Annotated in this window: 24 protein-coding genes and 1 pseudogene; all 25 read right to left on the reverse strand. The window is 44.4% G+C overall.

The window, feature by feature from the left end; all coding sequences use genetic code 11:
* Nucleotides 1-374 precede the first annotated feature (374 nt).
* Nucleotides 375-869, reverse strand: a pseudogene (locus tag G4D54_17745) (hypothetical protein).
* Between the two features lie 149 nt (nucleotides 870-1,018).
* Nucleotides 1,019-2,188: a transcriptional regulator gene (locus G4D54_17750; GenBank protein QJA04150.1), complete on the reverse strand. Its 1,170-nt coding sequence runs from the start codon at nucleotides 2,186-2,188 to the stop codon at nucleotides 1,019-1,021.
* 312 nt (nucleotides 2,189-2,500) lie between these two features.
* Complete coding sequence (gene cls, locus G4D54_17755; GenBank protein QJA04151.1) at nucleotides 2,501-4,039, reverse strand: cardiolipin synthase; 1,539 nt, start codon at nucleotides 4,037-4,039, stop codon at nucleotides 2,501-2,503.
* 17 nt (nucleotides 4,040-4,056) lie between these two features.
* Complete coding sequence (locus tag G4D54_17760) at nucleotides 4,057-5,010, reverse strand: Zn-dependent exopeptidase M28 (GenBank protein ID QJA04152.1); 954 nt, start codon at nucleotides 5,008-5,010, stop codon at nucleotides 4,057-4,059.
* A 296-nt stretch (nucleotides 5,011-5,306) separates the two neighbouring features.
* Nucleotides 5,307-10,121 (reverse strand): LPXTG cell wall anchor domain-containing protein, encoded by a 4,815-nt coding sequence (locus G4D54_17765; GenBank protein ID QJA04153.1) that lies wholly within the window; start codon nucleotides 10,119-10,121, stop codon nucleotides 5,307-5,309.
* Between the two features lie 154 nt (nucleotides 10,122-10,275).
* Nucleotides 10,276-10,557, reverse strand: coding sequence for a response regulator transcription factor (locus G4D54_17770; protein QJA04154.1), 282 nt, complete (start codon nucleotides 10,555-10,557; stop codon nucleotides 10,276-10,278).
* Nucleotides 10,558-10,595: 38 nt separating this feature from the next.
* Complete coding sequence (locus G4D54_17775; protein ID QJA04155.1) at nucleotides 10,596-10,958, reverse strand: response regulator transcription factor; 363 nt, start codon at nucleotides 10,956-10,958, stop codon at nucleotides 10,596-10,598.
* Nucleotides 10,959-11,462: 504 nt separating this feature from the next.
* Entirely contained in the window at nucleotides 11,463-12,125 is a 663-nt protein-coding gene (locus G4D54_17780) for a GntR family transcriptional regulator (GenBank protein QJA04156.1), read from the reverse strand.
* 21 nt (nucleotides 12,126-12,146) lie between these two features.
* Complete coding sequence (locus tag G4D54_17785; GenBank protein QJA04157.1) at nucleotides 12,147-13,232, reverse strand: DUF871 domain-containing protein; 1,086 nt, start codon at nucleotides 13,230-13,232, stop codon at nucleotides 12,147-12,149.
* 34 nt (nucleotides 13,233-13,266) lie between these two features.
* A complete protein-coding gene (locus tag G4D54_17790; protein ID QJA04158.1) occupies nucleotides 13,267-13,737 on the reverse strand; it encodes a DUF3284 domain-containing protein in 471 nt (156 codons plus the stop codon).
* 217 nt (nucleotides 13,738-13,954) lie between these two features.
* Nucleotides 13,955-14,176 carry a hypothetical protein gene (locus G4D54_17795; GenBank protein ID QJA04159.1) on the reverse strand — a complete coding sequence of 74 codons (222 nt, stop codon included), beginning with the start codon at nucleotides 14,174-14,176 and terminating at the stop codon, nucleotides 13,955-13,957.
* 31 nt (nucleotides 14,177-14,207) lie between these two features.
* Nucleotides 14,208-14,519 carry a PTS lactose/cellobiose transporter subunit IIA gene (locus G4D54_17800; GenBank protein ID QJA04160.1) on the reverse strand — a complete coding sequence of 104 codons (312 nt, stop codon included), beginning with the start codon at nucleotides 14,517-14,519 and terminating at the stop codon, nucleotides 14,208-14,210.
* Between the two features lie 75 nt (nucleotides 14,520-14,594).
* Nucleotides 14,595-16,016 carry a PTS sugar transporter subunit IIC gene (locus tag G4D54_17805; GenBank protein ID QJA04161.1) on the reverse strand — a complete coding sequence of 474 codons (1,422 nt, stop codon included), beginning with the start codon at nucleotides 16,014-16,016 and terminating at the stop codon, nucleotides 14,595-14,597.
* 92 nt (nucleotides 16,017-16,108) lie between these two features.
* Nucleotides 16,109-16,411, reverse strand: coding sequence for a PTS sugar transporter subunit IIB (locus G4D54_17810; protein ID QJA04162.1), 303 nt, complete (start codon nucleotides 16,409-16,411; stop codon nucleotides 16,109-16,111).
* 695 nt (nucleotides 16,412-17,106) lie between these two features.
* Entirely contained in the window at nucleotides 17,107-17,598 is a 492-nt protein-coding gene (locus G4D54_17815; GenBank protein ID QJA05235.1) for an MGMT family protein, read from the reverse strand.
* Between the two features lie 522 nt (nucleotides 17,599-18,120).
* On the reverse strand, nucleotides 18,121-18,570 hold the full coding sequence (locus G4D54_17820) for a hypothetical protein (GenBank protein QJA04163.1): 450 nt from the start codon (nucleotides 18,568-18,570) through the stop codon (nucleotides 18,121-18,123).
* 386 nt (nucleotides 18,571-18,956) lie between these two features.
* Complete coding sequence (gene dhaL / locus G4D54_17825) at nucleotides 18,957-19,598, reverse strand: dihydroxyacetone kinase subunit L (protein ID QJA04164.1); 642 nt, start codon at nucleotides 19,596-19,598, stop codon at nucleotides 18,957-18,959.
* Nucleotides 19,598-20,608, reverse strand: coding sequence for a dihydroxyacetone kinase subunit DhaK (locus G4D54_17830; GenBank protein ID QJA04165.1), 1,011 nt, complete (start codon nucleotides 20,606-20,608; stop codon nucleotides 19,598-19,600). The genes dhaL and G4D54_17830 overlap by 1 nt, the downstream gene beginning before the upstream one ends.
* Nucleotides 20,609-20,622: 14 nt before the next feature.
* The gene (locus G4D54_17835; protein ID QJA04166.1) at nucleotides 20,623-21,072 is read right to left on the reverse strand and encodes an RpiB/LacA/LacB family sugar-phosphate isomerase; all 450 of its coding nucleotides are present in this window, start codon (nucleotides 21,070-21,072) and stop codon (nucleotides 20,623-20,625) included.
* Nucleotides 21,073-21,224: 152 nt separating this feature from the next.
* Nucleotides 21,225-22,139, reverse strand: a complete 915-nt coding sequence (locus G4D54_17840; protein QJA04167.1) for a cupin domain-containing protein — start codon at nucleotides 22,137-22,139, stop codon at nucleotides 21,225-21,227.
* A 16-nt stretch (nucleotides 22,140-22,155) separates the two neighbouring features.
* A complete protein-coding gene (locus G4D54_17845; protein QJA04168.1) occupies nucleotides 22,156-23,178 on the reverse strand; it encodes a PTS fructose transporter subunit IIC in 1,023 nt (340 codons plus the stop codon).
* Nucleotides 23,179-23,215: 37 nt separating this feature from the next.
* Nucleotides 23,216-23,518 carry a PTS fructose transporter subunit IIB gene (locus G4D54_17850; protein QJA04169.1) on the reverse strand — a complete coding sequence of 101 codons (303 nt, stop codon included), beginning with the start codon at nucleotides 23,516-23,518 and terminating at the stop codon, nucleotides 23,216-23,218.
* A gap of 35 nt (nucleotides 23,519-23,553) precedes the next feature.
* Complete coding sequence (locus G4D54_17855; GenBank protein QJA04170.1) at nucleotides 23,554-24,036, reverse strand: PTS sugar transporter subunit IIA; 483 nt, start codon at nucleotides 24,034-24,036, stop codon at nucleotides 23,554-23,556.
* 21 nt (nucleotides 24,037-24,057) lie between these two features.
* Nucleotides 24,058-24,930, reverse strand: coding sequence for a class II fructose-bisphosphate aldolase (locus tag G4D54_17860; GenBank protein QJA04171.1), 873 nt, complete (start codon nucleotides 24,928-24,930; stop codon nucleotides 24,058-24,060).
* 32 nt (nucleotides 24,931-24,962) lie between these two features.
* Nucleotides 24,963-25,823, reverse strand: a complete 861-nt coding sequence (locus tag G4D54_17865; GenBank protein ID QJA04172.1) for a sugar phosphate isomerase/epimerase — start codon at nucleotides 25,821-25,823, stop codon at nucleotides 24,963-24,965.
* Nucleotides 25,824-25,829 lie beyond the last annotated feature (6 nt).

Raw genomic sequence — 25,829 nt, forward strand, 5'->3', positions numbered from 1 at the left:
TGTCTATAAGGTAATACATCACTGCCAAGATTTCCTACCTGACCATTAGCACATGGTTTACCGTTCTCTCCAACCTGATTCGTATCATGGTAGACTTTTCCACTTCCGGTTTGAGCAGTATATTCAGTCGGATACAGAATACCATTTTCCGCTACATAAGTTCCATCAGCCTTGAAGCAGTTTTTGCTTGAAGCTGCAGAACATGTAACAGGCTTTGAAGCCTTTGCGTCTGCTTTTTTGCTGATCTGAGCTTTATTGACAGCCTTGTTTTTCTCATATACAAGAGTAACTTCATTGCTTGCTTTATCCAACACAGCCTCTGAAGCATTATCCTTAGATGCAGTATAGCCGTCAATAGCTTTTCCAGTGAAAGCAAGCTTTTCATTCAGCTTTCCTTCTTTCATATCGTCCGCAGTTATTTTATTTCCATTAGCATCCTGATAATGAATTGTCAGAGCAGCCTTTGTATAAACATTGATCACCAGATTCTTTTCAGATTCCCCAGCTTCTCTGTTATACACAATATTGTTTTTAAATGCTTCCCCATTCAAGGTCACCTGCTCAACAGCATATCCCTCTTTCGCAGTAACCTCTGTTTTTGCTGGATCTATAATTCCAGGAAACGTCAGTACCTTCGAATCCTTCAATACTCCGTCTACATTCACTGTAACATTCAGTTTTGAAACTCCCTCCGGTATCTCATTTGAGGTTATCGCATATTCTCCTGCCGGCTTATTTTCCATAGTGACCTGTACAAACTCACCCTCATAAGCCACATTGTCATTTGCTACGATTGTTCCCATAGAGGATGGTACCAGCTGCAGCATCATAACGATCGCTAAGAGCAACTTGCTGAACCTTTTTTTCATATACATCCTCTCCTTTCTCTTTTGTGTATATATAAAGTTTCTCCCACTTTACATTGCTATTATAATGTTGCCTGAGTTAGATTTTGGTTAGATTGATATTGCCGATAAAAAAAAGTTCATCAATGTATCAATGAACTTTTTATACGCTGTTACTGATTTGTATTTTGTATATAGTAATGCAGACGCTCTTTGCGGTTTCGAACCTTTCCCTGGAAGCTGGAGGATACCCGCTGTGCTATCCGATAGGCATCATCCTCACGCTGACATGGCAGCAGAACAAGAAACTGATAACGGTTCAGCCTTGTAAATACGTCCCCGCTTCTTAAAGAGCCTTTAATGGAAATCTCAGCCTTTTGCGCCAAAACATCCAGCCGCTTATCATCGCCATCCGTCTTAATCTCAAAAATGAACAGAAAATATCGGATATTCTCCCGTGCTGCATTTCTCATGGATATTTCATAAATATAGTCAAACGCTGTATTGTCACAGCATAATGCTCCGCTTGGAATCTCCTTGCTCCTATAATAGGTGGTAATTCCTTCTATATTCTTTTTTTCTTCATTATTGCCGATGATACTGGAATACAGCTCTTTCATTTTTTCAGATAGACTGACGGCATATTCACTCACCAGCATTCTTGTAGAGGTTTGATAATATTCGTAGGCAGAAGTATAATCTCCTTCGCTGATCAGTGCCTGTATATAATAGAAATGATTCTCTTCTACTGAAGGCTCCAGAGTAGCAGCCTTTAATGCGATCGTTTTCAATTCCGAATACTGTTCACTGCAAAGATAATATGAACACAGCTTATTCACAACCGTTAAAAATGCGTTGCGGAAATACTCTACCTTCTGAACAAACCACAGCTGATCTGTATCCTTATATAAGCTTCCATCGTACAGGTCAATGATGATTCGCGCACGCACTGCAGTCTTATCATCGTATGTGTCTATTTTTCCAATGGCTTCAAATTCCTTTTCAAACAGGGATGAATCAACGATTGTTTCTACTTCAGGCTGGAAACGATATCCCCCTTTTTCTGTTTGTATCATATCAATATCCTGCAGAGCCGTGATTTCTTTCAACAGCTTTCTCAGCCGAAAGATATTGAACTTCAAAGAGCTCAGTGGATTGTCGCTGTTATCCCAGAACAATTCCATTAAAAAATCCCTGGATACGTTCTTTTGGTCCTGTAGGATCAGAACTTCCAGCAGGCTGAGTGACTGACGGGAAAGATAATCCCTCATATTCAATACTGCATCACCATATTCGATAAGAAAGCCATCAAACAGATGGATATACATTTTGCTGTTGTTCATGAAACTCCTCCTTTATCAGGCATGTTTGAGTCTGCATATAAACCAGAGTATACACATTTATGCACTACAGCAGCTGGCACCCTTTACGAAATCCTGCTTTATGATGCTGCTGCATTTCTTGAACATTGTCCACACTAAGTATACTATATTTTTTTTAAATACTGCACTTGAAACTTAAATTTATGAAAGAAATAAGTTTTTTCCAAATCCTTCTGCTGCGATAATACATGTATGCTTCATGATTGGCGCAGTATCACTGCTATGAAACTACGATGCTTTTAATGACAAGAAAAAGACCCGAGGGTCTTTGCTTTACATCATAGGAGAAAACAGATTCAGAATCGCCCGCATTATACGGATTGGAAGCCGCACCTGATGACATTCCTCCAGCGTTACCTGATGACTTTTCGCCAGAGTCTCCAGATAATCCTTCTTCACATCCATTACCACCTTGCTGCGGTAGAACCATACACCGCACTCATAATGCAGATAGTATGAACGATAATCCATATTGACAGTGCCGACAATCGCCATTTTGTCATCGACGACAAAGCTTTTGCCATGAACGAAGCCCGGTGTGTACTCGTAGATTTTCACACCGCCCTCAATCAAATCCTTATAATTGGAGCGGGTTACGGCAAATACATACCATTTATCCGGTATATGCGGTACAAGGATGCGGACATCAATACCGTTTTTAGCAGCCAGCAGCAATGCTGTTTTCATTTCGTTATCAATCACAAGATAAGGCGTAGTCGCATAGACATAGCGGTTGGCACTGTTGATCATATTGATATGCGTGTATTCCCCGACATTTTCCTCATCCGTTGGAGAATCGCTATACGGCTGAACATAGCCGTCACTATGGATATGCTCAAACTCCTTAAAGTCCGGTTTATAGGAAAACACATCATCCTTTTCCTTTTCATCATAATTCCAGAATTGCAGAAACATCAGTGTCAGATTCCATACTGCCTCACCGCGAATCATGACGCTGCAGTCTTTCCAATGTCCGAAGCGTTCTTTCTTATTTATATATTCATCGGCAAGATTGATTCCCCCGGTCATTCCCACTTTTCCGTCAATTACTAAAATCTTTCGATGATCACGGTTGTTCATCTGCATAGCAAGACGCGGCTTGATCGGATTAAACACCTTTGCCTGAATGCCCAGTCTTTGAAGCGTCTGATAATAATCCTGCGGCAGTGTGGTTATACAGCCGGCATCATCGTACATAACGCGTACTTCAACACCCTTTTTCACTTTATCAATTAAAATATCCAGAATGGTGTCCCACATGACACCCGGTGCGATGATGAAATATTCCATGAAAATGAATTTTTCAGCTTTTTTCAATTCTTCCACCATTGCCCCGAATTTCGCTTCACCAACCGGAAAGTACGTCGTTTCAGTATGGTTATAAATAGGGAAGATGGCATTCTTCCACAGATAATTGGCCTGTTTATGCGCAAGCGGATCTTCCGCCTCCAGTGCTTCCATAATTTCCGTATTCTGCCATGATACTTCCTGATAGTTTTCCAGTGCCTCGCTGTCTCTTTTGCGCAGCTCCTTGGGAACCTTCTGTCCGCCAAACAGCAGATAAATCAGCCCCCCGAAAACAGGAACTGCCATGATCAGCAATACCCAGGTCAGCTTGTAGGTCGGATTGTCATTTTTATTGATAATATAGATACTCATACAGAAACTCAGCGCAATCAGGATGAAATAGATTGCCACGAAATATTCACTGAGCTTAAAGACAATACCGAAGAATACAAACAGCTGTATTAAAATCAATACTGCGACAATTAATATCTTATTATGTAAAAGGGACAGTAGTTTACGAATCATGCAGCTCCCTCCTTTTTTTATTTCTGGTTATGCAGATATTCTTTTACCATAGCTACATTGCCATCGAGTGTTTCCATATCAATATACTTATCCTTACCGGTTCCGGTCCCTGTAACACAGAGACTTCCTGCGTCATCCAGTTCTCCGCAGGATATGACAACCGCCTTTTTAAAATAGGCCATAGCACTCTGTGTACGCATATCCTCATTCAGCTTGATGACATCTATAGCTTTCTTCTTGGGATGATATTTGGCAATTTCATTTGCCAGCTTGCGGTTCTGCGGATTAAATCCGATCTGCACCGTATCGCCCCTTCCAATGCAGTCCAGACAGATCAGCGTTGGATTTTTACCTGCATTTGCAAAATCCTTGGCTGCTGCTTCTGCTCCGATGTATCGCATTTTGTTCTTATCTGTAAACAGGAAGCCCACTTTTTTTCGTTCATCCCTGCTCAAACCCTTTGCAATTTCAACAGCGGCTGCGATGGATGCGGAATTGCGGTTATAGTTATGTGCGTTGTGAAAACCATGCATCATCCAGTACATCAGCATAACCGTTAACAGGAACAGCCCGAAAGATATTAAAGATGCCAGACCTGTTGAAGTGATCAGCGGCTGAAGTCCGTACAGACCTCCGAAAATAAGGGCAAAGAAAACGAATATCGGAACATAGGTTGCCACCATCGTCTTGTTTGCGGTCTTAGTTCCGTCAAAAGGAAAATACAGCACCTTTTTCCAGAACTTTCTTTCCGGTGTATCATAAGGAACGACAACCACCGTCTTGATCTGCTTCATGTTCCCATACAGATAGTTATGTGCGCGTGACAGCAGCTTCTTTCCTTCTATCCTTGTGGATTCATAGCCCAGCGCATGAAATTCCTGATTCAGAACGTCAATAAAGCGTTTCTTCTGTCTGCGGCTAAAGCGCGTGCCATATGTTTTTGTATACTTCTCCAATACTGTTTTATCCATATATATGCCTCCTGAAACTAATATTCTTATTATACTAGAAATAAAAGAAAAATTATAGTAAATACTGGACATACCGTAGAAAAAAAGCATTTACAGCTTTGAATCCCCTTTCATTTCCCCGATTGTGACAAAGCCGCATCACTATGTGATGTTTGATATGCCGTCTCCTGATTTACATCCGCCTCTATTTTTTCGTATTAACATGCACTGCAATAGATGTTCTATTTAAATATGTACAGGTATAGAGAAAAAACTCACGATTGCTCATGAGTTTTCTGCTTTAAATACAAATGTTTTTAGGCTTTACCGCTCTTCTTTCTGCGTCTGATCACAACAGCAGCTCCACCTGCAAGCAGAGTAAGCATACCGGCTGCGGCAGCGGATGTCGTATCTCCTGTATCCGGGTTCGTTGCATCCGGTTTCCCGCTCTCCTTTTTCTCATCCTCCTGCTTCTTATCTTCTTCCAGCTTCATCGGTGAAAGAGCACGATAGGCTTTCTGCAGTGCTTCATATGCTTTCGTAACATCTGCCGCACTGACATGCTCATCCTTCAATACAGCTTCCGCCTGCTGCAGGGCTTTTTCGAAGGCTGTCCAGGAAGCTGCTGTATAGCTTTCTTTCTTAACCGTTTTCAGTATCTTTACCAGATCCTCCAGCTGCTTTTTGTTCACTGTTTCTTTCACAGCTTCAAGAGATGCTACCGCTGTATTCACAGCCTTTACAGCGTTATCAACGTCACTCTGCAATGCATTCTCATCCGCCATGATTTTTTCAGCGGCCTTCACTGCCGCAGTAAGTCGTTTATAGCTTTCCGCTGTATAGCCGTCTGCTTTGATGCTCTTCGCCTGTTTGAGTACGTTCTCCAGCTCTGTTTTATCTGCTTTCTTGATATTCTTCTGAAGCTGTTTCACTGCAATATCAAGCTTTTCAACGGCATTATCAATCTCACTCTGCGTAGCCTCGGCTTTATCCAGTACAGCCTGTGCTTCCTGCAATGCGGCTGTGAATTGTTTCCAGCTGTCCGCAGTATAATCGTTTTCTTTGTAATTCTTCGCAGCCTCGACCGCTTTCATAAGCTCTGCCTTATTGGTCTGTACAGTGACAGTAATCTGCACTGCAAGACCATCCGCTGTCCCTTCCACAAGATAGACGCCCGGCTTAGATGTATCCACAGACCTTGTATTCCAAGTGATCGGCTGAGCAAGCACTGCTCCGTTATCATAGCGGATGTTCACCCGCTGAGGCAGCTTCTTATCCACATCAGCTTCTTTGTATGCCACGCTAATTGGTGCTAATGTTTCTTCTGCTTTCACCGGTTTCGCATCTGTATATGCGATCGTAACATTGTTAAAGACCGTGTCAGATTTGAAGGTCTGAATACCGACAAAGCCCTCTGCCGGAAGATCCGCATGATCTCTGCTTCCGATTTCCAGATCATTCACATAATAGGTTAATTTTCCGGCGCCGTCATAGACAAGCTTCAGATGATATGGTGCCGCACGTTTTGTAGAAGGTACAAGCTTGCTTACTGCCCATTTCTCACCATTCTCATTTTTGAACAGCTTCGCAAGATCACCGTTTGCCGTGCGTTCGATATTGGCACAGAACCAGGATGCAGTCACATTGTTCTTATCCTTAACTCCGAAGGTGATACCGGCGGCAACTCCTGTATCCGAAACAATATCCATATCGGCTTCCAGCGTGAATGCCTGGTCCTTATACACTTTGGCATCCGACATAAAGAAGCTGTCTCCACCGGTATTCCTTCCCATCATACCGTTATCTGTAATACTCCAGAATGCGTTTCCTTTCGGCCATGTGGTTATATTTGTCTGGAAATCCGGTACGAATATCTGCACACTGATTTCCTTTGAAATCCCGCCCACAGTCGCTTTGACCTTGTAGGTTCCTGTTTTATTTCCCTTCAGAACGATGCTTCCGTCCTCTTTCTTGACAAGCGTCAAGCCCTTATGCTCCCATGCAATATCGGAAGTATCGCTGATATTCGGATAAATGTTTGTATCAATTCTAAATTCACTATCAATCTCAGCACGTTGGGGTGCAGAAAGATACAGCTGTGCTTGTTCAGTTTCGGAACCGGATTCGCCCGAATACATTGATTTCATATCATAGATATGCAGCTTATCAATGGTAACATCTCCATCCTCACAGAAAAATTCCATACCGATATTGCTGTTTTCCTGATACATTGCTGTTGAAATGTTAGCTTCTCCGTCATTTCCAAAGGCCTCCACGGCACCCTGATCAATCAGGATGCGCAGCTTCACCTTGTTGCCTGCCATCGGCTTCAGCGTATAGGAGAAGTCTCCGCTGTTCACATGATAACCCGCATTTCTGCCATCTACATACATTTTCTGCGTATCCTGGTTATACTTGAACATCAGTTCTTTTCCATTTCCCTGACGCAGCTTGAATCCAAATTCCTTTGCACTTCCCAGTGTAAATTCACCCTCCAGGTCATAGCGGATACCGGATACTCCCCGCAGGATATTGGTGTCGGAGGAGGATACCCTTTTGTTTTCTGTCTGATACAAAATATGTTTCGTATCCCTTAGCTGTTCCACCTCTTCAACAACATTGGAGGTTACCGTATAATTTCCATCCTTGTCCTGCTTCAGACCATATTCCTGCGGCAGTGACTGCAATCCCTTATATGTCTTGCCGTCAAATTCGATGAAATCCTGCAGCCAGCTGATGCCGATCTGTCGATTTTTACCGGTGCCGTCTTTAAAGAATGTCATGGTTGCGTATTTTCCGAAGCCACCCCATGGATTAGCATTGGAATCAATGTCCATCTTTTCTGATTCTGCACTCCATTTATAAATACCATTCGTATCCTTTTTCATGCTTCCCACGATATAGAAACCGGCGCTGCCATTGTAAATCCATTTTGTTTCCCCGGTTCCGTTCACTTTCGCAGGAATCAGTCCCGGACATTCTGAATGAATCTGATCACCGTTTTTATAGGTCAGATTCTGAGATCTTGTCCAATGAATCAAATCGCTGCTGGTGAATATCTGTGCAGCGCCTCCTGCGGTTACCATATACCATGTCTTGCTATCATCACCGTCAATCTGGAAAACCTTCGGATCACGGAAATCGTTTCCTGAAAGTGTATTGCCTTCATTAGGAAGTACCGGATTTCCGGCATACTTCTGCCATGTCACACCGTGATCTTTACTGGAAGCGATTGCCTGTGCCTGTTTTCCTGTTTTCTCATTATGATATGTGTAGATAGAAACCAGCTTTGATTCTCCTGGTTTATTATCTGTAAATAGACCGGAAGTATTCTCTGTATCCTCTACCGCAGAGCCTGAGAAAATCAGCCCATGCTCATCAATCTGCAAGCCCAGCGGCTGCTGTTCCCAGTTGACGAGGTCCTTGGAACGGACATGTGCCTGTGACTGCTTATAGAAATTATTATTCGGAGAGTACTGGTAGAATAAATGCCAGTAGCCATCTGTGGAATCGTATACCATTCCGTTTGGATCATTCATAAAGTTGATCTGCGGCGTCACATGGAACTGTGCACGATACGGCTGTTCTGCCAGCTCTGCTGTGGAAAGCCATTTATTAACAGCAAAGTTGATATTCCTGCTGAAACCGTCTTTTTCCACCGTTATTTCCATATTCAGAAAGTTCATATCGAAGTCCTCTGCAGTCAGTGCAAAGGTATCCGTTACCTTCTGCTTTTCCTTTGTAACTTTTCCGTTTCGATCCTTTAGGGTGATATAAACATCTCCGTTGGATTGCGGCTTTACGTCTACACGATCCACTCCGGCAGGAATATCCATACCATAGTTCTTCACTTCCGGATCAAATGCCGGTGTGATCGTGACCCCATCTGTCAGAACCTGAAAATCACTTAACTGAGCATCCTCTACAATCGGTAAATCGGAAGCAGCCTTATGATTCAGATTCTGGTACATGATATTGCCTTCCCATGTCAGCAATCCCAGATATCCTTCTCCCTTGTGCCGGCTATCCTTTTCCCGCATAATCCCCTTGCCGTTCGCATACACATAAATATCTTCCCCAACTACGACAACCTTCATGTCATAAGAGCCGTCCGCATTCGGTTCAACATCACTCAAGGGAACCTCAGCAATGCTGGCACCACTCGGAAATTCAAATAATTTGAATATATTATTTTTGTAATCTGCATTCATTACATAACAGCCATCCTTCGGATTTGCAGGATTCTGTACGCGGAACATCAATGCTCCCGCACCATTCTTATCCAGGTTGTTGATGTTTGCAGAGTACTCGAAATTTTCTATCTTCGTATCAGAAATAGCAAAGTTATCTCCGGAACCCTGTGAATGCATTCCGTTATCTGTTATTTTCCAGCTGCCCTGAAGCCCACGCAAATTTTCAAGGGTCGTATGGAACAGACTTTCATCCACTCTCACCGTTCTGTCTGTGAACTGTACATTAGAAAATTCAGCTTCTGTACTGAACGTCAGCAATCCGATATAACCGCCTGCCCAGTCATCCATGTTTCCACTCATGATATTTTCAGTGCCGCCTTCGCTTATCACCTTGTGTGTAAAGTCACCATTTGCCTTTATATCCAGATCCAGATGAACCGTTTTGGATGAGTCATAGCCGTTCAATACCTGCATAGGTTGATAGTTATGATCTCCAGGTACCCGGAACATGCGCATTTTATTTTCGCCTTCATGGTGAATGACATTTGCCGCTCTCCATGCATTGCCCGGCTGACTGCGATCACCAACCCCGACCAGCAGCGCTGCACAGGCAGCGTCCCCGCTCTTGATATTCAAATCAGCGCTATAGTGAAAATCATCCGCAATCTCTTTCATATCCTCACTCATTGCAAAATTATCACTACCCGTATTCCCCATGGCTATTTTGCCATCTGCTGCATGCACATTGCTTCCTGTAAAATTACTAAGTGCTACCGGTGCCGCTTCCTTTACCTCAGGAATCTGTTCATTCGTCTGTGGCATCTTTGTTTCCTGTTTTTCCGGTATCGTTTCAGCCAGTACGTTAAAAGGAATTAAATTCGATACTGCCATGGAACATGACATAAAAGCAGCCAGCATCCTTGTCGTTTTTCTCGTCATACAATCTCTCCTTTTCCTTTTTTCAAACACCGTTTTGATGTTCTATTTAAAGTATATCGAAAGTAAAAATGTCTACACAGTGAATTTTGTAATCACTTACATTGACATTCGTTAAACTGTTTATAGTTAAGCTAAACGTTGAAAATGACTGCATTCAGTACGTAGGCTGCAGCTTTGCACCACTCTGCAAATACCATATTGCCAGCTGCGTACGATCTCTCAGCTGCAGTTTTTCCAATATGATGCTCAAATAATTGCGTATAGTGCCCTCTGTAAATATCATTTTTTCAGCAATTTCACGATTCGACATTCCATACGCAATCGCCCCGATGATATCCCATTCTCTGCCGCTCAGCTTCTCAACACATAAATCCACACGTCTATGCTCCTGATTCTCCTGCTTTACTGTTTTCCCGCAATGAATCATACGAAGCATCTTTGCACCGACATCCGGATTCAGAACACTGCCGCCTTCTACTCTACCGTTGTTTCAATCGAATATTTCAATTCTCTAAGCGATATCCCTTTGAGAATATATCCGCTGGCTCCATAGGCAAGTGCCTTTAATACATACTCATCATCATTGAAGGTTGTTAACATCAACACATGAACATCCGGATACCTCTGCTTTAGAACCCGCGTGCTTTCCACGCCATCCATAACAGGCATACGGATATCCATCAAAATAATATCCGGCTTCTCATTCTCCAACTGCTGCAATACCTCTTCCCCATTGGCAACGATACTAATCACCCGAAGCCCCTCGATAGAATTTAAAATAATTTTCAAACTCTCGCGAATTAACTGCTGATCTTCAGCTATCATGATTTTTATCATATTTTTCCCTCTGCAATGTCTCTAATAGTATACATTCTTGTATAGTTAGTTTCTACGAAAAAAATGATGTGTTATTGGCTGATCAGCACAAAAAAACAGCAAAAATCTGCTGTTTGCGTCGTATTTCATAAAGTATAATTAAATGAATACTTCCCCTGTGACAAGAGGATCACACCCAGCTGCTTTCTGCTGCCTGCGAAAATTTCTGAGGCCTGTATTATTCTGCTTGTAAGCAGTGTCATACCGTTTCTACCCTTATAAAACAGTCATCTGCCGCGGAATCCTCCTTTCCTTTGACAACACTTAACGGCTCTTTATCATGCATTACTGTGCTTAACACCTATATTCTAATGCGGCAAAAAACGAACGTCAACTAACATTTGTAATCGTTTACAATATGTAAAAGCAGCTATATGCGAATTATCATAAAACCATCACAGCATTTCAATTCCCTTCCTGTATATAAAAACATCCGGCTGGGTAGACCGGATGCATCTCATCATATTATAAGGTTATTTCTATCACGTTTTCGAAAGGGTTATTATATGCACGGACATAAACGAGCGGTTTCCCGCTCATACTGCTGATAACCGACTCCACACGAATGATGGGAGTGTTCATTTTGATTTTCAGCAGATTCGCAAACTGCACCGGAACCAGCATGGGGATAAACTTCTGTGTAACACGTCCGTTTTTTACATAGTCGTTCATATCCAGCAGATTTTTCAGGTTCTTCATATCTGCATCCGATATCTGGTTTCGAATAAAGAAAATTTCCTCTACGCTCGTCGGCTTTGCATTGACGGTATTCAGCCTGACGACGCTCAGCACTTGGTCATCCTGATCAATTTCCAGTATCGGTGCGATATCCGCAGCATCTTTTACATTAAAATACATGACGATGAACTCGCTGATTTCTTCCTGCAGCATTTCCGCAGCTGTATTCCTTTTCAGCAGCTTACGGTCAGCGACAAAGGTTCCCTTGTTTTTATCGCGGTAGAGGAAACCTTCCTCAACAAGCTCATCTATTGCTTTACGAACAGTCATACGGCTCGCATCGAAGCGAACCGCCATATCACGTTCTGAATCAATCGGTGAATTGGCAGCCTTATCTTCAATTTCCTGCATTATTAGGTCTTTGATTTTTCGATAGATAGGAGTTGCCATAGTTTCACCTCTTTCCTGATTCTAGCGCATGAAGCCAAAGGATTTCCATGGTTTGATGTAATCCAGCAGCATGGTCTCATCTTCCGGAATATGACCGATGACATTCTTTCTGCCGTCATTCGGCATATCCTTCAATACAATATGCAATTCTCCTTTATAGCGTGAATATTCATCATTTACAATGACAACATCTCCACGTTTTAAATCACGGGTATTCTTCGGCGGCACACTTTCCTTTGCGTAGGTAACGCGCGGCATGGTGCTTCTCGCCATATACTCGCTCATATCTCCACGGACAAAATGCGGGTGTTCGTAGAGTATTTTTTCTTCTGTCGGGTGAAGATCCGCTTCAAAATCAATCTTAAAGGTAAGCTTACCAGGATCAATTTTTGAAAGCGTAGAGAGTTCTTCCTCACTCGCATAAGCATTTGCGATGATGACATCATCCACCACTCTTGTAGCAAACAGATGTCTGGCCTGCACATCAATCGGCAGGTCGCGGTGTATTTCCAAAGTGCACAAGCCTTCGTTTACCGGCCAAGGGCCATAGGTTCCCTCTTCCTGAGAGGATACGAAGGCTGCCACTTTAATATTCAGATTCTTGATATCCTGGCTGCATTTTTCAAAATGCTCATAGCTGATTCCGCTGTATCGCTGCGGATAAAAGTTATGACAGGTAATAATATTATCCAGCTTCGGATAATGGCTCATGATGTTGTCCAGATATTTCGTACCCAGACTTGCGTTAATTTCAATTTTCAGATTTTGCGGGTTATACGTCATTAAGGCTTCCTTTAAGGAGTCAAAGCCTTCATCCAGACGGATGCCGTCGGCATGCATCTCGGCGAAGAATGACAGATCGTCATAGGAAACATGCAGTTTCTCAAATACAAATGGCGCAACATCCAGTATGACTTCCATTCCATAGGAATGTGCGTGGTCGATCAGTTCCCTAAATTCCGCAAGGATTTCCTCACGTTCTTTCTCAACACTTAGCAGACAGGTGAAGATTCTTTTGAATCCGTATTTTGCAGCAAGTGTTACATATGCTTTATCTTTCTCCAGAGTTGAATGCTCCGGATAAAGAGAAATTCCTAATCTAGCCATGATTAGCTCCTCCTTTGACAAGCAGCCAATACTATTACGATTCGGTTGCTTCTGACTTCTCTTTCTCTTCGTTCTGAATGTAGCTTTCCATGTTACGCAGCAGCTTCACTGCCTTCTTTTTCGCACCGCGGTTGTAGAAAAAGGACATGATTTTAAAATTCACGCTCTTTGCTCCGCTGGCTCCGGTAAAGTCTTCCATATACGTTACACCGATATGATCTTCATCCAGCTGTTCAACTTCATAGGAAATCGTGTTGATACCCTGACTGCTTTCAAATTTCGCCTTGTAAATTCTCGGAGCTTCAAAATCCGTAATCGTCACTTTGACTTTTCCTTCACGCTTCATTTTGTTTTTCATATCCTTCGTGTAGGAATACCCCTTGTGAATCTGCTTTGGACGAACATTCTTGCCCGTTGATGCTGTGACATCATATGCGACAGACTCAGCGATTTTCTCAAAGAATACCTCCGCATTCACATACAATTTTTCTTCTACTTTGATCATGTGCTTCTCCTTTTTATTTCTTTTTTACGTTCTTTTTGTCCTTGTAAACCATAAAGGCTCCAAGACATACAACAGTGACACCACAAATACAATACAATATTTTTTGTGAAAAGTCATTATAAGTTTGAGAATACATCATGATGATGCAGCCGATTGTTACAGCAAATAAGCCCCAGCGTGTCATAAATATCACCTTTTTCCTATGTTTTCGCTCTTTTTACTTTGTTGTTACCTGAAAGTACATAACGCTTCCGATTGGTGTAGCCTTGATGGTTTTCTTGGCAATGGCACATGCCTTGTCCAGATCCTCGGTGTTTACGTTAAATGCAAGCTTGATTCCCGTTTTTCCCTCATATTTGAAGCTGACGCCTTCCTCCGTCGTCTTCTCCAGCAGATCAATAATAAATTCCTGATTTAATCCGCAGCTGATGTATATCATTCTGTTCACCTCTAGTTTCCCTTATTTTTAATTACTTTTTGATTTCCTTATATAAATCCATAAATTCCTGAGACAGGATTTTGAATGCTTCCGCACTCATCAGCTGATCTTCAGCGTGTGTCAGCAGCAGCGTCATCTGTGTCGCTTCTCCCCCTGCTTCCTGCTGAATCAGCTTTGCATGTGAATGATGCCCTTCCGTAAAGGATTCATCTCCTTGTTTAATAAGCTCCTGTGCCTGTTCAAAATTACCGACTTTTGCTTCCTGAATAGCTTCAATATATAATGAACGCGCCATTCCCACGCTTGAGATAATTTCAAAACAGATCAGTTCTAAACCTTCCATATTGTCCTCCTTATAGTAAGTAAGGGAAGAGTAAATATCCTCTTCCCTTTCTATTTACTTTTTCTGCTATAGTTTTTATTCTTCTACGTTGTTCATTCTGTTTGCAACGATAACAAACGGAATCCAGCAGAGCACTGCTACAACCAGGTTGATTGCGGCGATAACTCCGGCCATCAGACTACCACCTGTTGCCAGGATTGCATAGATTACTGGTGGAACTACCCAAGGCACTGTGATGAATACCGGTGGGATCAGTCCGGAAGCTGTTGCAAGATAAGCGATTGTTGCCAGAATAACCGGTGTAATCAGCCAAGGAATAAAGTAGATAGGGTTTAATACGATTGGCAGACCGAAGATAACCGGTTCGTTGATGTTGAAGCAGCCCATTGGCAGACTCAGTTTTGCTACTGCTCTTGCATCGTCTCTCTTGGAGAAGATCATGATGGCAATCAGCAGTGCAATGGTACATCCGGAGCCACCCATCCATACAAAGGCATCGAAGGAACCACGTGTCCATACGAACATTTGGTCAACAACATCATTCAGTGATTTTCCTGCAGCCATAGCAGTATTGTAGATGTTTGTATTGTCGTTCAGCAATGGAATATATCCACCGTCCAGAATTGGAGCCAGTACGTTTGGTCCGTGCAGACCGAAGAACCAGAATACCTGTACAGCAAATACAAGAATGATGATAGCGCCAAGACCCTGTGACAGGTTCTGGAATGGAATCTGCAGATACTGGTTGATCAGCTCAGGCAGACCGTTTCCTAAGAATTCTGTACATAAGAACTGAATGATACCTGCAGTGTAGATAGCGATGGTACCCGGAATAATTGCAGCGAATGCTTTGGATACTGCTGGCGGTACCTGCTCAGGCAGCTTGATGGTAACTTTCTTAATCATCAGTTTCGCATAAATGATAACAGAAACCAGACCGATAATCAATGCAGAGAACAGACCACCGGAGTTTGTCCAAGCATATGGCAGGAAGCCCCAGCCGGTAGCATTATTCAGTAATATAGCATCTTTCGTGTCATTCAACGCAACATCCAGTCCTGCACTTTTCAATGTGTTCAGTGCATCAACTGCAACATCAGGAAGCTGATAGTTGAAGGTAGCGCTCTGTGCTAAGATCGTAACGAAGGAAGCCAGTGCAACAAGACCTCCAGCAAGCGGGTTCACATCATAGGCCTTAGCCAGATGGTAACCGAAGGAAAATGCAAATGCAATGGCCAGCATTGCCAGTGTTCCCCACCATACATTTCCGTTGATTCCAATCAGCCACTGGAATGTTTCTGCGATATGCCAGTCCGGCAGATAATTGTTTGGCAGATCACGGAAGAATACGTTTAATAATGTAGCGACAGCACCTGCCATGGTAATTGGCATGATACCGATGAATCCATCACGAATCGCTACCAGATGTTTCTGAGAACCGATTTTCGCCGCAATCGGCACAAAATGTTTCTCCATCCACGCTGTGAATTTTTCCATTTTTCTTTCTCCTCCTAAAAATGAATTATTTTACACTGTCCGGTAAAAGGAGCCACCTGTTACCGATAGTGACAATGCCATTGTGAGGGATTTTACATCCCAAGAAGCTTTAACGCCTGTTCCAGAACCTTCGCTCCGTTCATGGTGCCGTATGCCTGCATGTCGATGACTGCAACCGGTTTTCCTCCTGCAATCGCCTTCATTTTGGATTCCAGGAAACGAACCTGAGGTCCCAGAAGCATAACGTCCATTTTTTCTACATTGTTGACAGCATCCGCATCACCGACAGCCCATATTTCTGCTTCGATTTTTTTCTCTTCCGCTGCTTCCTGCATTTTCTTAACCATCATACTGGTTGACATTCCTGCAGAGCATACAAGTAAGATATTTGTCATGAGTTTTACCCCTTTCTAGTGGTCTATACCACTTGGTACACCCATATGATACAACACCCCTTTAAATAATGCAAGCGTTTTCTTTCTAAATTTCTAAAATTTTCTTGCCAGATACCTCTACATTTTTCGAGCATATGAAAATAACCCTTTATTTATCGCATTATTCTAACATCATTATCGTTTTAGTTATTTTAAAATGATGTTGCAGATTTGTGATAATTTCTTTTGAAAAAGCTTTTTCCGATGGTTTATACCATAGTCCAAGTGGTCTAAACCATGGCATCATATAGGTGTACCATATAGCACAAGCAGATGTTTGAAAACAATATCTTTCCGTATGCTTTAACTGCTGAATATGTCGCTGTGCAAAATCCGTAAAACAATAAAGAAAGCAGTATTTCTGATTTAAAATCATACCTTTCCGTTGTCTGCAGTATCTTTTAATCTGCTGTCATTCATCCATACTGCAGATTCCCTTATCCCATTTTCAAATATGGGTTTTATCTGTCACTTTTTCTTTACATAAGAATGCCTTCTCTCAAACTGCACTCCTCTACCAGACATAAACACAGCAAACATTTTATAAATACGCAAAAGACACAAGATCACCTGCCTGATAATCTTGTGCCTGATTGCTTGCCGCGGAAGTGCCGTACATAAGGGCTTGGGCTTGATCTGCTGCTTAAATATACAGATCAGGACTCATCTTCATTCAAATCAAACAGAACCTTTGTATAGTCCTTTACAAAATAACGAAAATTCGTTCTTCCTTTTCTGATGATCGCATGGCCCTCTGCTTCCAGCTTTTCTTTCTGAGCTTCCACCCCGCCCGGGTATTTCGCATTCAGCTCGCCATTTGCTTTTAAGGTTCTCCAATAGGGCGTCTCATCCTTTGATCGCTGATAGCTCGCCCAGGCCGCAATGGATACAAAAATACCTGCGGTAATCGGTTCTGTAAAATCCGCATGATTCACCTTTGCAAAATACTCGCGCAAATCGCCCACGGTAATCACTTTTCCATATGGAACCTTTCTCATTCTCTCATCATAGTCAATCGGCGGTGCGAAGTACATGTTGCTGCTACCGTATTTTTCAATGCTTTTAAAATCTGTTATTATTTTATACTTCGGCATATCCTTGCTGTCGTGCAGCATAGCATTGAAATCCTTCCTGTCTTCATTTGCCATCATTGCCACCTCCTATCGTAAGCGAAGTATGGTTTTGTAATATATGCAATGAGACTGTTTAAGAAAAGTTTGCATACTGTGATTTTTATCCTCAGCGCCTACATAAGAAATCACATTTAAATTGGTATTTATTCTGCATCCGGCCTTACCACAGGAATTATAATTCTTATAAGGAAACACCTTGAGGTACAGTCTCCATATGAATATGTGGTTTATCCTGCTTCCAGTATTCCTTCAGCCCCTAGCCCAAGAAAACTTTTCTGATGTACAGTCATCCAGTTAATGACGATGTGTTTATACTGGCTTCGCTTTTTTCCTTACCATTATCATGAGAAAAACGCTTCTGTTCTGCGTAATGTGTTCTCACCGAAGGTTATGTGAAGCCATACAGTTTTCATGTTGCTATTCAATCATGATTGGGATCTGTTCTCCAGAGCGTATCAAAACAGAGTCGGCTTGCTTTTTCGCACTCTTCAAACGTCTTTCCATTCTGTGAGAACAGGAACTTCTATAAACGTATACTCATAGTTTTTCATCCTTCACTTCTTTTTCTTTCCCCTTTTTTATACATTTGACATATTCCGCAACCATAAACACATTATTCAAATCTTTTTCATCAAGTCCCCGAAATGCAAACAGATCATCATATATCTGTTCTGAACCCTCCACACAGAAATATCCGCTTACCAGATCAATTCCGATAAATACCTTTTGTTCATCTGTATGATATGTAATCGGACACGGCTGCATATTATCCGGCAGTTTTTCTTTAAACACTCGATTGCACATGATATTCTCAATCACTACGTTGTCCGCTTCTTTTGTTTGAATAGGATGCACCTCATATTTGTCTCTTACATACGCATCTAGTTCTTTTCCTGTTTTTCTATTGGGATACAGGAAACCTCTATGTTCATCATATAGTTTTTTCCATTCTTCCACCATGTCAGCTGCAGCTTCCTGTGTCAGCATTTTGATCACCTCCGCTTTACATGTATGTCTTATAACGCCTAAGATATAATACCGATTATCAAATTCTAGCCGTCAACGTATACGCCCTTGTTCTGCCTCATGATACCATCCTTTCAAAGCTGCGTCAATTTTTTATGCGTACAGCAATCTATGTATGCACATACTATGTTACTATTCACCAATCTATATTGTTGAAAATAGCTTAGCTAAGAGTGAAAAGACTATTATCGTATTGCAGTAATCTTATAAATAACGGGATGCACCTCAATTTGCCCCCTTATTGATTTCTTATTCCATGCTGAACAGTAACCTTACTATCTGCTTTTTCTGTTAATAAAAAGATACAGCCATCACATAATGCAATGCATTGTATCTTTTGTAGATGCTTATTCTTCTATAGCTTCGCACATCTGATCCGCCATCGTCTTTAGAATGATACAGCAGCTTGTCGCTCCCGCATCCAGATAGCCTCGACTTCGCTCTCCAAGTCTTGCCGCTCTTCCGATCTTCGCCACAAGCTCCTTCGTATGCTCCTTCCCTGCCTCGGCTCCCTTTTGCAATGCACGCAGACACGCTGCATAGCTTCTGCCTTCCTGTAGCGCCTGCTCATATGCCCTTGTCGCCGGTGCGAGTGTATCAATCAGCGTTTTATCGCCTTCCTTTGCCCCTGCAAGCTCCTGCAGCCCCTGCAATGCATCCTGCAGGGCTTTCAAGAATACTTCCTTTGTGATCCTTTCTTCCTTCCTGCTTGCCTTCGCCAGCTTCGAAAACATCGTTCCGTAGATCGGCCCCATGCTTCCTCCGATGTCCATCACCAGCGTCCGTGAGATCGTCTTCATACTCTCGGAAAAGCTCATATCCTCACGCAGCCGCTCCTTCGCCATCAGAAACCCCTTGTTCATATTGACACCGTGATCGCCGTCTCCGATCGCCCCGTCGATCTCACTCAGATATGCAGCGTTCTCATGAATCGCATCACATACTGCCTGAGCTATCTTCGCATTACACTCATTTCTGATATAGTCCATCACGGCCTCCTCACCTGGGTCAGTCCCACACATTCACAATCCATATCCAGACATTCCTTCAGTTCCTCATCCAGCTTCATCATCGTCAGTGTCACTCCATTCATTTCCAGTGATGTGAAATAGTTTCCTACATAGGAGCGGTATACACGGATACCAGCCACTCGTAACAGCTTCTCCACCTCATCGTAGAAGATGTACTGTTCCATGACCGGCGTCGCTCCCAGTCCGCTCACCAGAACTGCGACCTCATCCCCGCTCACAAACGGTGCATCGCGGATGACCATGTCCACCATCTCCTGCGCCATCTGCTCTGCCGTTCCCAGGCGCTCCACACGTACCCCCGGCTCGCCATGATGTCCGATACCGAACTCCATCGTCCCCGGCTCGATTTGGAAATTCGGCTTTCCGTTTGCGGGGATCGTACACGGCCCCAGACCGACGCCGACACTTCTTGTATTGTCGATCGCCTTTTGTGCCGCATGGATGACCGCGTCCAGATCCGCTCCCTGTGCCGCCTTTGCGCCGCCGATTTTCCATAGGAAGATTTCTCCGGCAACGCCTCTGCGCTTGGCGATGTCCTCCTTTGGCGCACTCGCCACATCGTCATTTGCCACGACGGTCCTCACCTCGATGTCATCATCCTCCGCAAGCTCCATCGCCATCTTCACATTCATATTATCTCCGGCATAATTGCCATACAGCACCGCAACTCCCATGCCCTGATCCACGGCACGGATAGCGCCATAGAAGCTTTTCGCGGTCGGTGAGGAAAAGATTTCCCCTACAGCGACGGCATCTACCATGTGTTCACCGCAGTAGCCGATGAAGGCCGGCTTGTGTCCGCTGCCTCCTCCGGTTACGATTCCCACCTTTTTCTGTTTATTGAAGGAATTGCTGATGATGACTCTTGGATTCTCTTCCTCCACATGGATGATATCCCGATGACATTTCGCAAACCCCTTGAGCATATCCTCTACGACCATGTTGGGATCATTGATGATTCTCTGCATTCTGCTGCACCTCCTTATCCTCTGTATTCCTGTTCGATCTCCATGATGCGTGCCACCTTTTCCGCACTGGCACCACCCGCAAAATCACATTCCAGCCAGCGCTCCGCCAGCAGCTTTGCATATTGGGGCGCAATGACTCTGGCTCCCATGCACAGCACCTGACAGTGATTGGATTTGATACTGCGCTCCACGGAGAACAGATCATGTCCGACTGCTGCACGGATGCCGGGAATCTTATTGGCGGTGATCGCCATACCGATGCCGGTCCCGCATAGCAGGATACCACGCTCACAGCTTCCATCCGTTATGCACGCACACAGCTTTTGTGCGGTATCCGGATACAGGGACGGCTCTTCATTATAGACCCCGATATCCTTCACCTCATGCCCCAGCTGTATGATATATTCCTTCATTGTTTCCTTCAGGCGGTATGCCGCCTCATCACATCCGATGACCAGTTTCATAAGTACTCCTTTCCAGCTCCTGCTGATCCTGTGCAGGGCTGCTGAATCCATCCTCTGTATCTCATTCGCTTGAAAATCACGGTTTCCCCGGCATCTGTAGAAATGATAAGGAAAGAAAAGCCGCAGCATATGCACACGGCTTTCCCTGCCAGCTACAGCTTCGTGATTGCGAAAACCGTTTTTACCGGATGATTTTCAAAATTCACCAGCTGATACTTCACTCCTGCCGGGATAAAGAACGTATCTTCCGGCTCCAGCACGAAGCTTTCCTCCAGATCGACCAGATTGACCGTTACCGGACCGTCTACACAATACAGTGCTGCGTCCCCCTCGTGAGTATCCGGATCAGAGCATCGCGGTCCATAGCCGCCTGCCGGCAGTATGAACTCTCCGAAGTGACCGTAATCATTGCTGGTGATGAAACGCATCAGCATCGGATGCTTGGTTCCATGCACATTGTTCAGCTTTTCAAAATCTCGGACCGCATAGACCGCACCGGTTTCTCTTGCTTCCTTGGGATCGATGGGCCACGCACCGATATCATCCGTACAGCCCTGACGGGAGATATCCTGAATCTTTCCACGCATATCCGGAAGCGTATCGTTGTTTGGTCCTTTATAGAACTTCGTTTCCTCATCGCTTGGGATCACTGCAGGCGGAATGGATTCACTCCATGCCTTCGGTGTGATGAAATACAGGATTCTTGCCTTCTGATCGGAGAAATTGTGACAGCAATGCCATGCCCCCTCCGGCATGAACAGCCCCTCTCCTGTTTCCAGATAAGCGAACTGTCCGTTACCGCTTCGCTGAACGACCGGGCCGTTCAGGATGTAATAGGATTCATCACCCGGATGAATATCGAGCGGTGCAAAGACGCCGCCCGGACCCAGCTCATAGATACCGAGCATGAAGGTATCCGTGGTAATCATGGTGAAGGTGTTATCGGAAGTAAATGCATTGTTGGGCGGATACAGCGCTGTGGAATACTCGCTTTTGCGAATCAGCGTCGTTTTTTTATCCTCTAATTTAAAGGGGAAATTCCCCATGATATCAAATAGTTTTGCCATAGTCCTGTGTCCTTTCCTATTCTTCAGCTTCTACTGCAGGCTTCCGCAGCAGGATCAGTAAAGCTGCACTGACTGCGCCGGCAATCAGAAGTGCTGCAATAAACAGAAGTGCGTTATTCAATGCGAACAGTACAAACAAGCCGCCATGCGGTGCACGCATGGTCAATCCGAATACATAGGATAATGCACAGCCTACTGCGGAGCCTGCCATCAGAGAAGGAATTACCGTCAGTGGATTTGCGGCCGCAAACGGAATGGCGAATTCGGTGATCATACTGAATGCTCCGGCAAACAGACCGGGTACCGCTGCACGTTCCTCCTTTGTAAATTTGTTTTTGACCAGTGCCGCAACCGCGATTGCCAGCGGAGGTGCCATACTGCCGATAAAGTTCGCTGCCATCGGCATGTAGTTTCCGGCATCCATAGCAGCAAGCGCGAAGGCATAGGCAACCTTATTGCAGGGACCACCCATATCAAAGGCAAGCATACAGCCCTGGATGATACCCAGCAGGACAAGATTTCCGGTTCCCAGAGAGTTCAGCATATCGGTTAAAGCCGTTGTTAATGCAGATAGCGGTGTACCAATAACGTATACCATGATCAAACCGATTGCCCCTACCCCGATGATTGGAATAATCAGTGTTGGCAGCAGTGATTTCAATGCCATCGGCAGATTAATTTTCTTTAACAGATTCACAAGGTAACCGGCAATGATACCTGCAATCAGGGCACCAAGGAAGCCGGACCCCTGCATATCCGCAAGTGCACCGCCGACCATACCGACAGCAATACCGGGCTTATCCGCAATGGAATAGGCGACATAGGCACCCAGAACCGGCACCATTAAGGCAAATGCCTTTTTTCCTAACCAGAAAATGGTTGAAGCGAAGTTCCCATATTCTTCCACGGAATTGGGAATGTCATAACCACCAATGGCGAAGCCCAGAGCAATCAGTATTCCTCCGGCGATAACGAATGGCAGCATATAGCTAACACCTGTCAACAGTGCCCCTTTTATTTCACTAAGTTTTTCTTTCATGACTTTTTTCGTCCTCCTAAATAACATACTGTATGAATTATTTCAGTGTTTCGAAAATGATATCCGGCTTCTGAATCACCTGATGCGGTGTATGTCTGACAATCTTATCCTTATAAGCGTCAAAGCGTTCTGCCTTACTGATTCCCACGTCATTGGCAAAAACGATCAGGTCTGCCGTCTTGATATCCTTTTCCGAGAGCTTGTTTTCAATCCCTAAAGCTCCCTGCATCTCCACCTTGCACGCATACCCCTTCTTTTTGCATTCCTTTTTAATAGCCTCTGCGGCCATATACGTATGAGCGATGCCTGTTGCACAGGATGTAATTGCAACAATTTTCATAAAATTCACCTTCCTTTCCGTTCCCATTGTGTTCCTTACGCACAATTCGATTGCAGGGTATTGATAGCCTGAATGATTTCTTCATAGCTTTGTGCATGCTCCAGTACTTCGATAAATTCTTCATGCGTCAACAGCCCGGCCAGTGTGGCAAGCACCCGCAGATACTGATCTGAGCTTTGATTAGCGGCAATCGCCAGCATGAAGACATAGCGTACATCGCCCTCCTCATCATGGGAGCAGTAGCGGAATGTCTGCTTGCAGCGGCAGAAGCCTATCCCCGGTTTTACTACAGCATCGCATTTGCCATGCGGCAGTGCAATCATGTTTCCCATATAGGTGGAACCCAGGGTTTCCCTTTCCTCCAGCGCTTTGATATATTGCTTTGCATCTGTCACGATACCGGCTGCCTCGAATTTTGCGGCCAGTGTTTCAAACATGGTTTCCTTATCCGTAAACGGCTCGACATCCAGCAGAACGGTATCCCTGATCAAAACCTTCGATAAATTTACTTCGTTCATAACGATTCCTCACCCCCGGTGCTACTTTCCGTTTTTGAATACAGTCAGTACTCCCTTTGCATATTCTTTCATAAAGCGGTAGCTTTCCTCTTCCACCTCATGCCAGAAGGCTTTTCCATCCCGTTCGTTCAGGTATTCCCGGATATGCCTGCTTGCGGCTGTTGCCATGTAGCTGTAATAGTTGACCTTGGAACAGCCTGCTGTGATCGCTGCACGTACCTGTTCTTCGTCCACTCCGCTGCCTCCATGCATGACCACGCGCGTTTCCTTCGGCATTGCAGCTCGGATTGCCTTCACTCTCTCGATATCCAGTAGCGGCGGCTCCGCATAGATGCCATGCGCTGTTCCAAAGCACACCGCCAGTGCATCCACACCGGTTTCTCTCGCAAATTCCGCTGCCTGTGCCGGATCAGTAAACGTCTTTTTAATACTTTCATGTGTCCAGCCCATGCTTCCTCCATGAGAATCTTCTTCCGTGCTAGTCATAATACCCAACTCAGCTTCCACTGTGATGTTTAAATCGTGAGCAATTTTCGTAAATTCCTTCAGCTTTGCCATGTTTTCTTCAAACGGCAGCGCACTCAGATCATACATGATGCTGGAAAAGCCACAGCGGATCGCACGCATGACGAAGCTGTAATCACTGCCATGATCCAGATGCACACATACCGGCACCTTTGCCTGCTTTGCATACTCCACCATCTTTGGACCAATGCTTTCAATGGGAATCAGTGGATCATGTACCTGCGCATGGTCGATAATGATCGGCACATTCAGCTCCTCAGCCGCATCCACAACCGCACGCAGTGTTTCCATATTCGGTGTGTTGATACAGCCGATGGCATACCCCTTTTCTTCTGCTTCCTTCAAGATTTCTTTCATGTTCACTAACATTTTCTATATATCCTCCTTAATATGTCTGCTGTTTATACGCCCAGCCCGGCGGCAATACGCTTTAAATTGGCTAATCCCTGTACAGCCAGCTCTTCTCCGGTATCCGCAAATTTACGCCAGATGGCACAGTTCGCATTCAGCTCTTCAAAGCTTGGATCAAAGGATTCGATGACACACGGTCCCTCATATCCGATTTCATGCAGCGCTGTGAAGAATTCTTCCCACGGCACCAGGCCCGTCCCCGGGATACCGCGGTTGTTTTCACATACATGCACATAGCCCAGATAGTCCTTTCCACAGGTGAGAACCGCCTCCCTATAGCTGGTTTCTTCCCGTATCATGTGGAAGCAGTCCAGATGCACCGCCATGTTTCCGGTTCCTACCGCCTTGCAATAGCGTACACCCTCCTCTGCAGTATTGATGAAGTGGGTTTCAAAGCGGTTCACCGGCTCCACGCATATTCGCAGCTGCGGATGTGTTTCCTTCGCATACCGGGCAGCTTCACGCATCGCTTCCACAGAATGGTTCCATTCCTCATCCGTCTTCGGTTTCCCGCTCAGACAGCCCCAGCCGGCATAATTCACACCGCCGAGGATGGTACTGCCTAGTTCTTTGTTGATATCCACCAGTCTTTTGAGAGCCTCCACTCCGTTTTTACGGATTGCCTCATCCGGAGAAATCAAATTCGTCTTTGCGTCCAGAGTCGTTGTTGTGACAACCTCCAGCTTCGTCTTTGCCAGCTCTGCCTTTACCAAAGCAGTAGGAAAGGTTTCCGGATGGGCAATGGCGATATCGATGGTAGAAAAGCCCAGCTCCTCCGCCTTGGTGATGACCCACAAATCCTTCTCTGAAAACACTTCACTCCAGATAAAGGTATCTACTCCAAATCTCATCGTATT

The sequence above is a fragment of the [Clostridium] innocuum genome (assembly GCA_012317185.1).
GTDB classification, from domain to species: domain Bacteria; phylum Bacillota_I; class Bacilli_A; order Erysipelotrichales; family Erysipelotrichaceae; genus Clostridium_AQ; species Clostridium_AQ innocuum.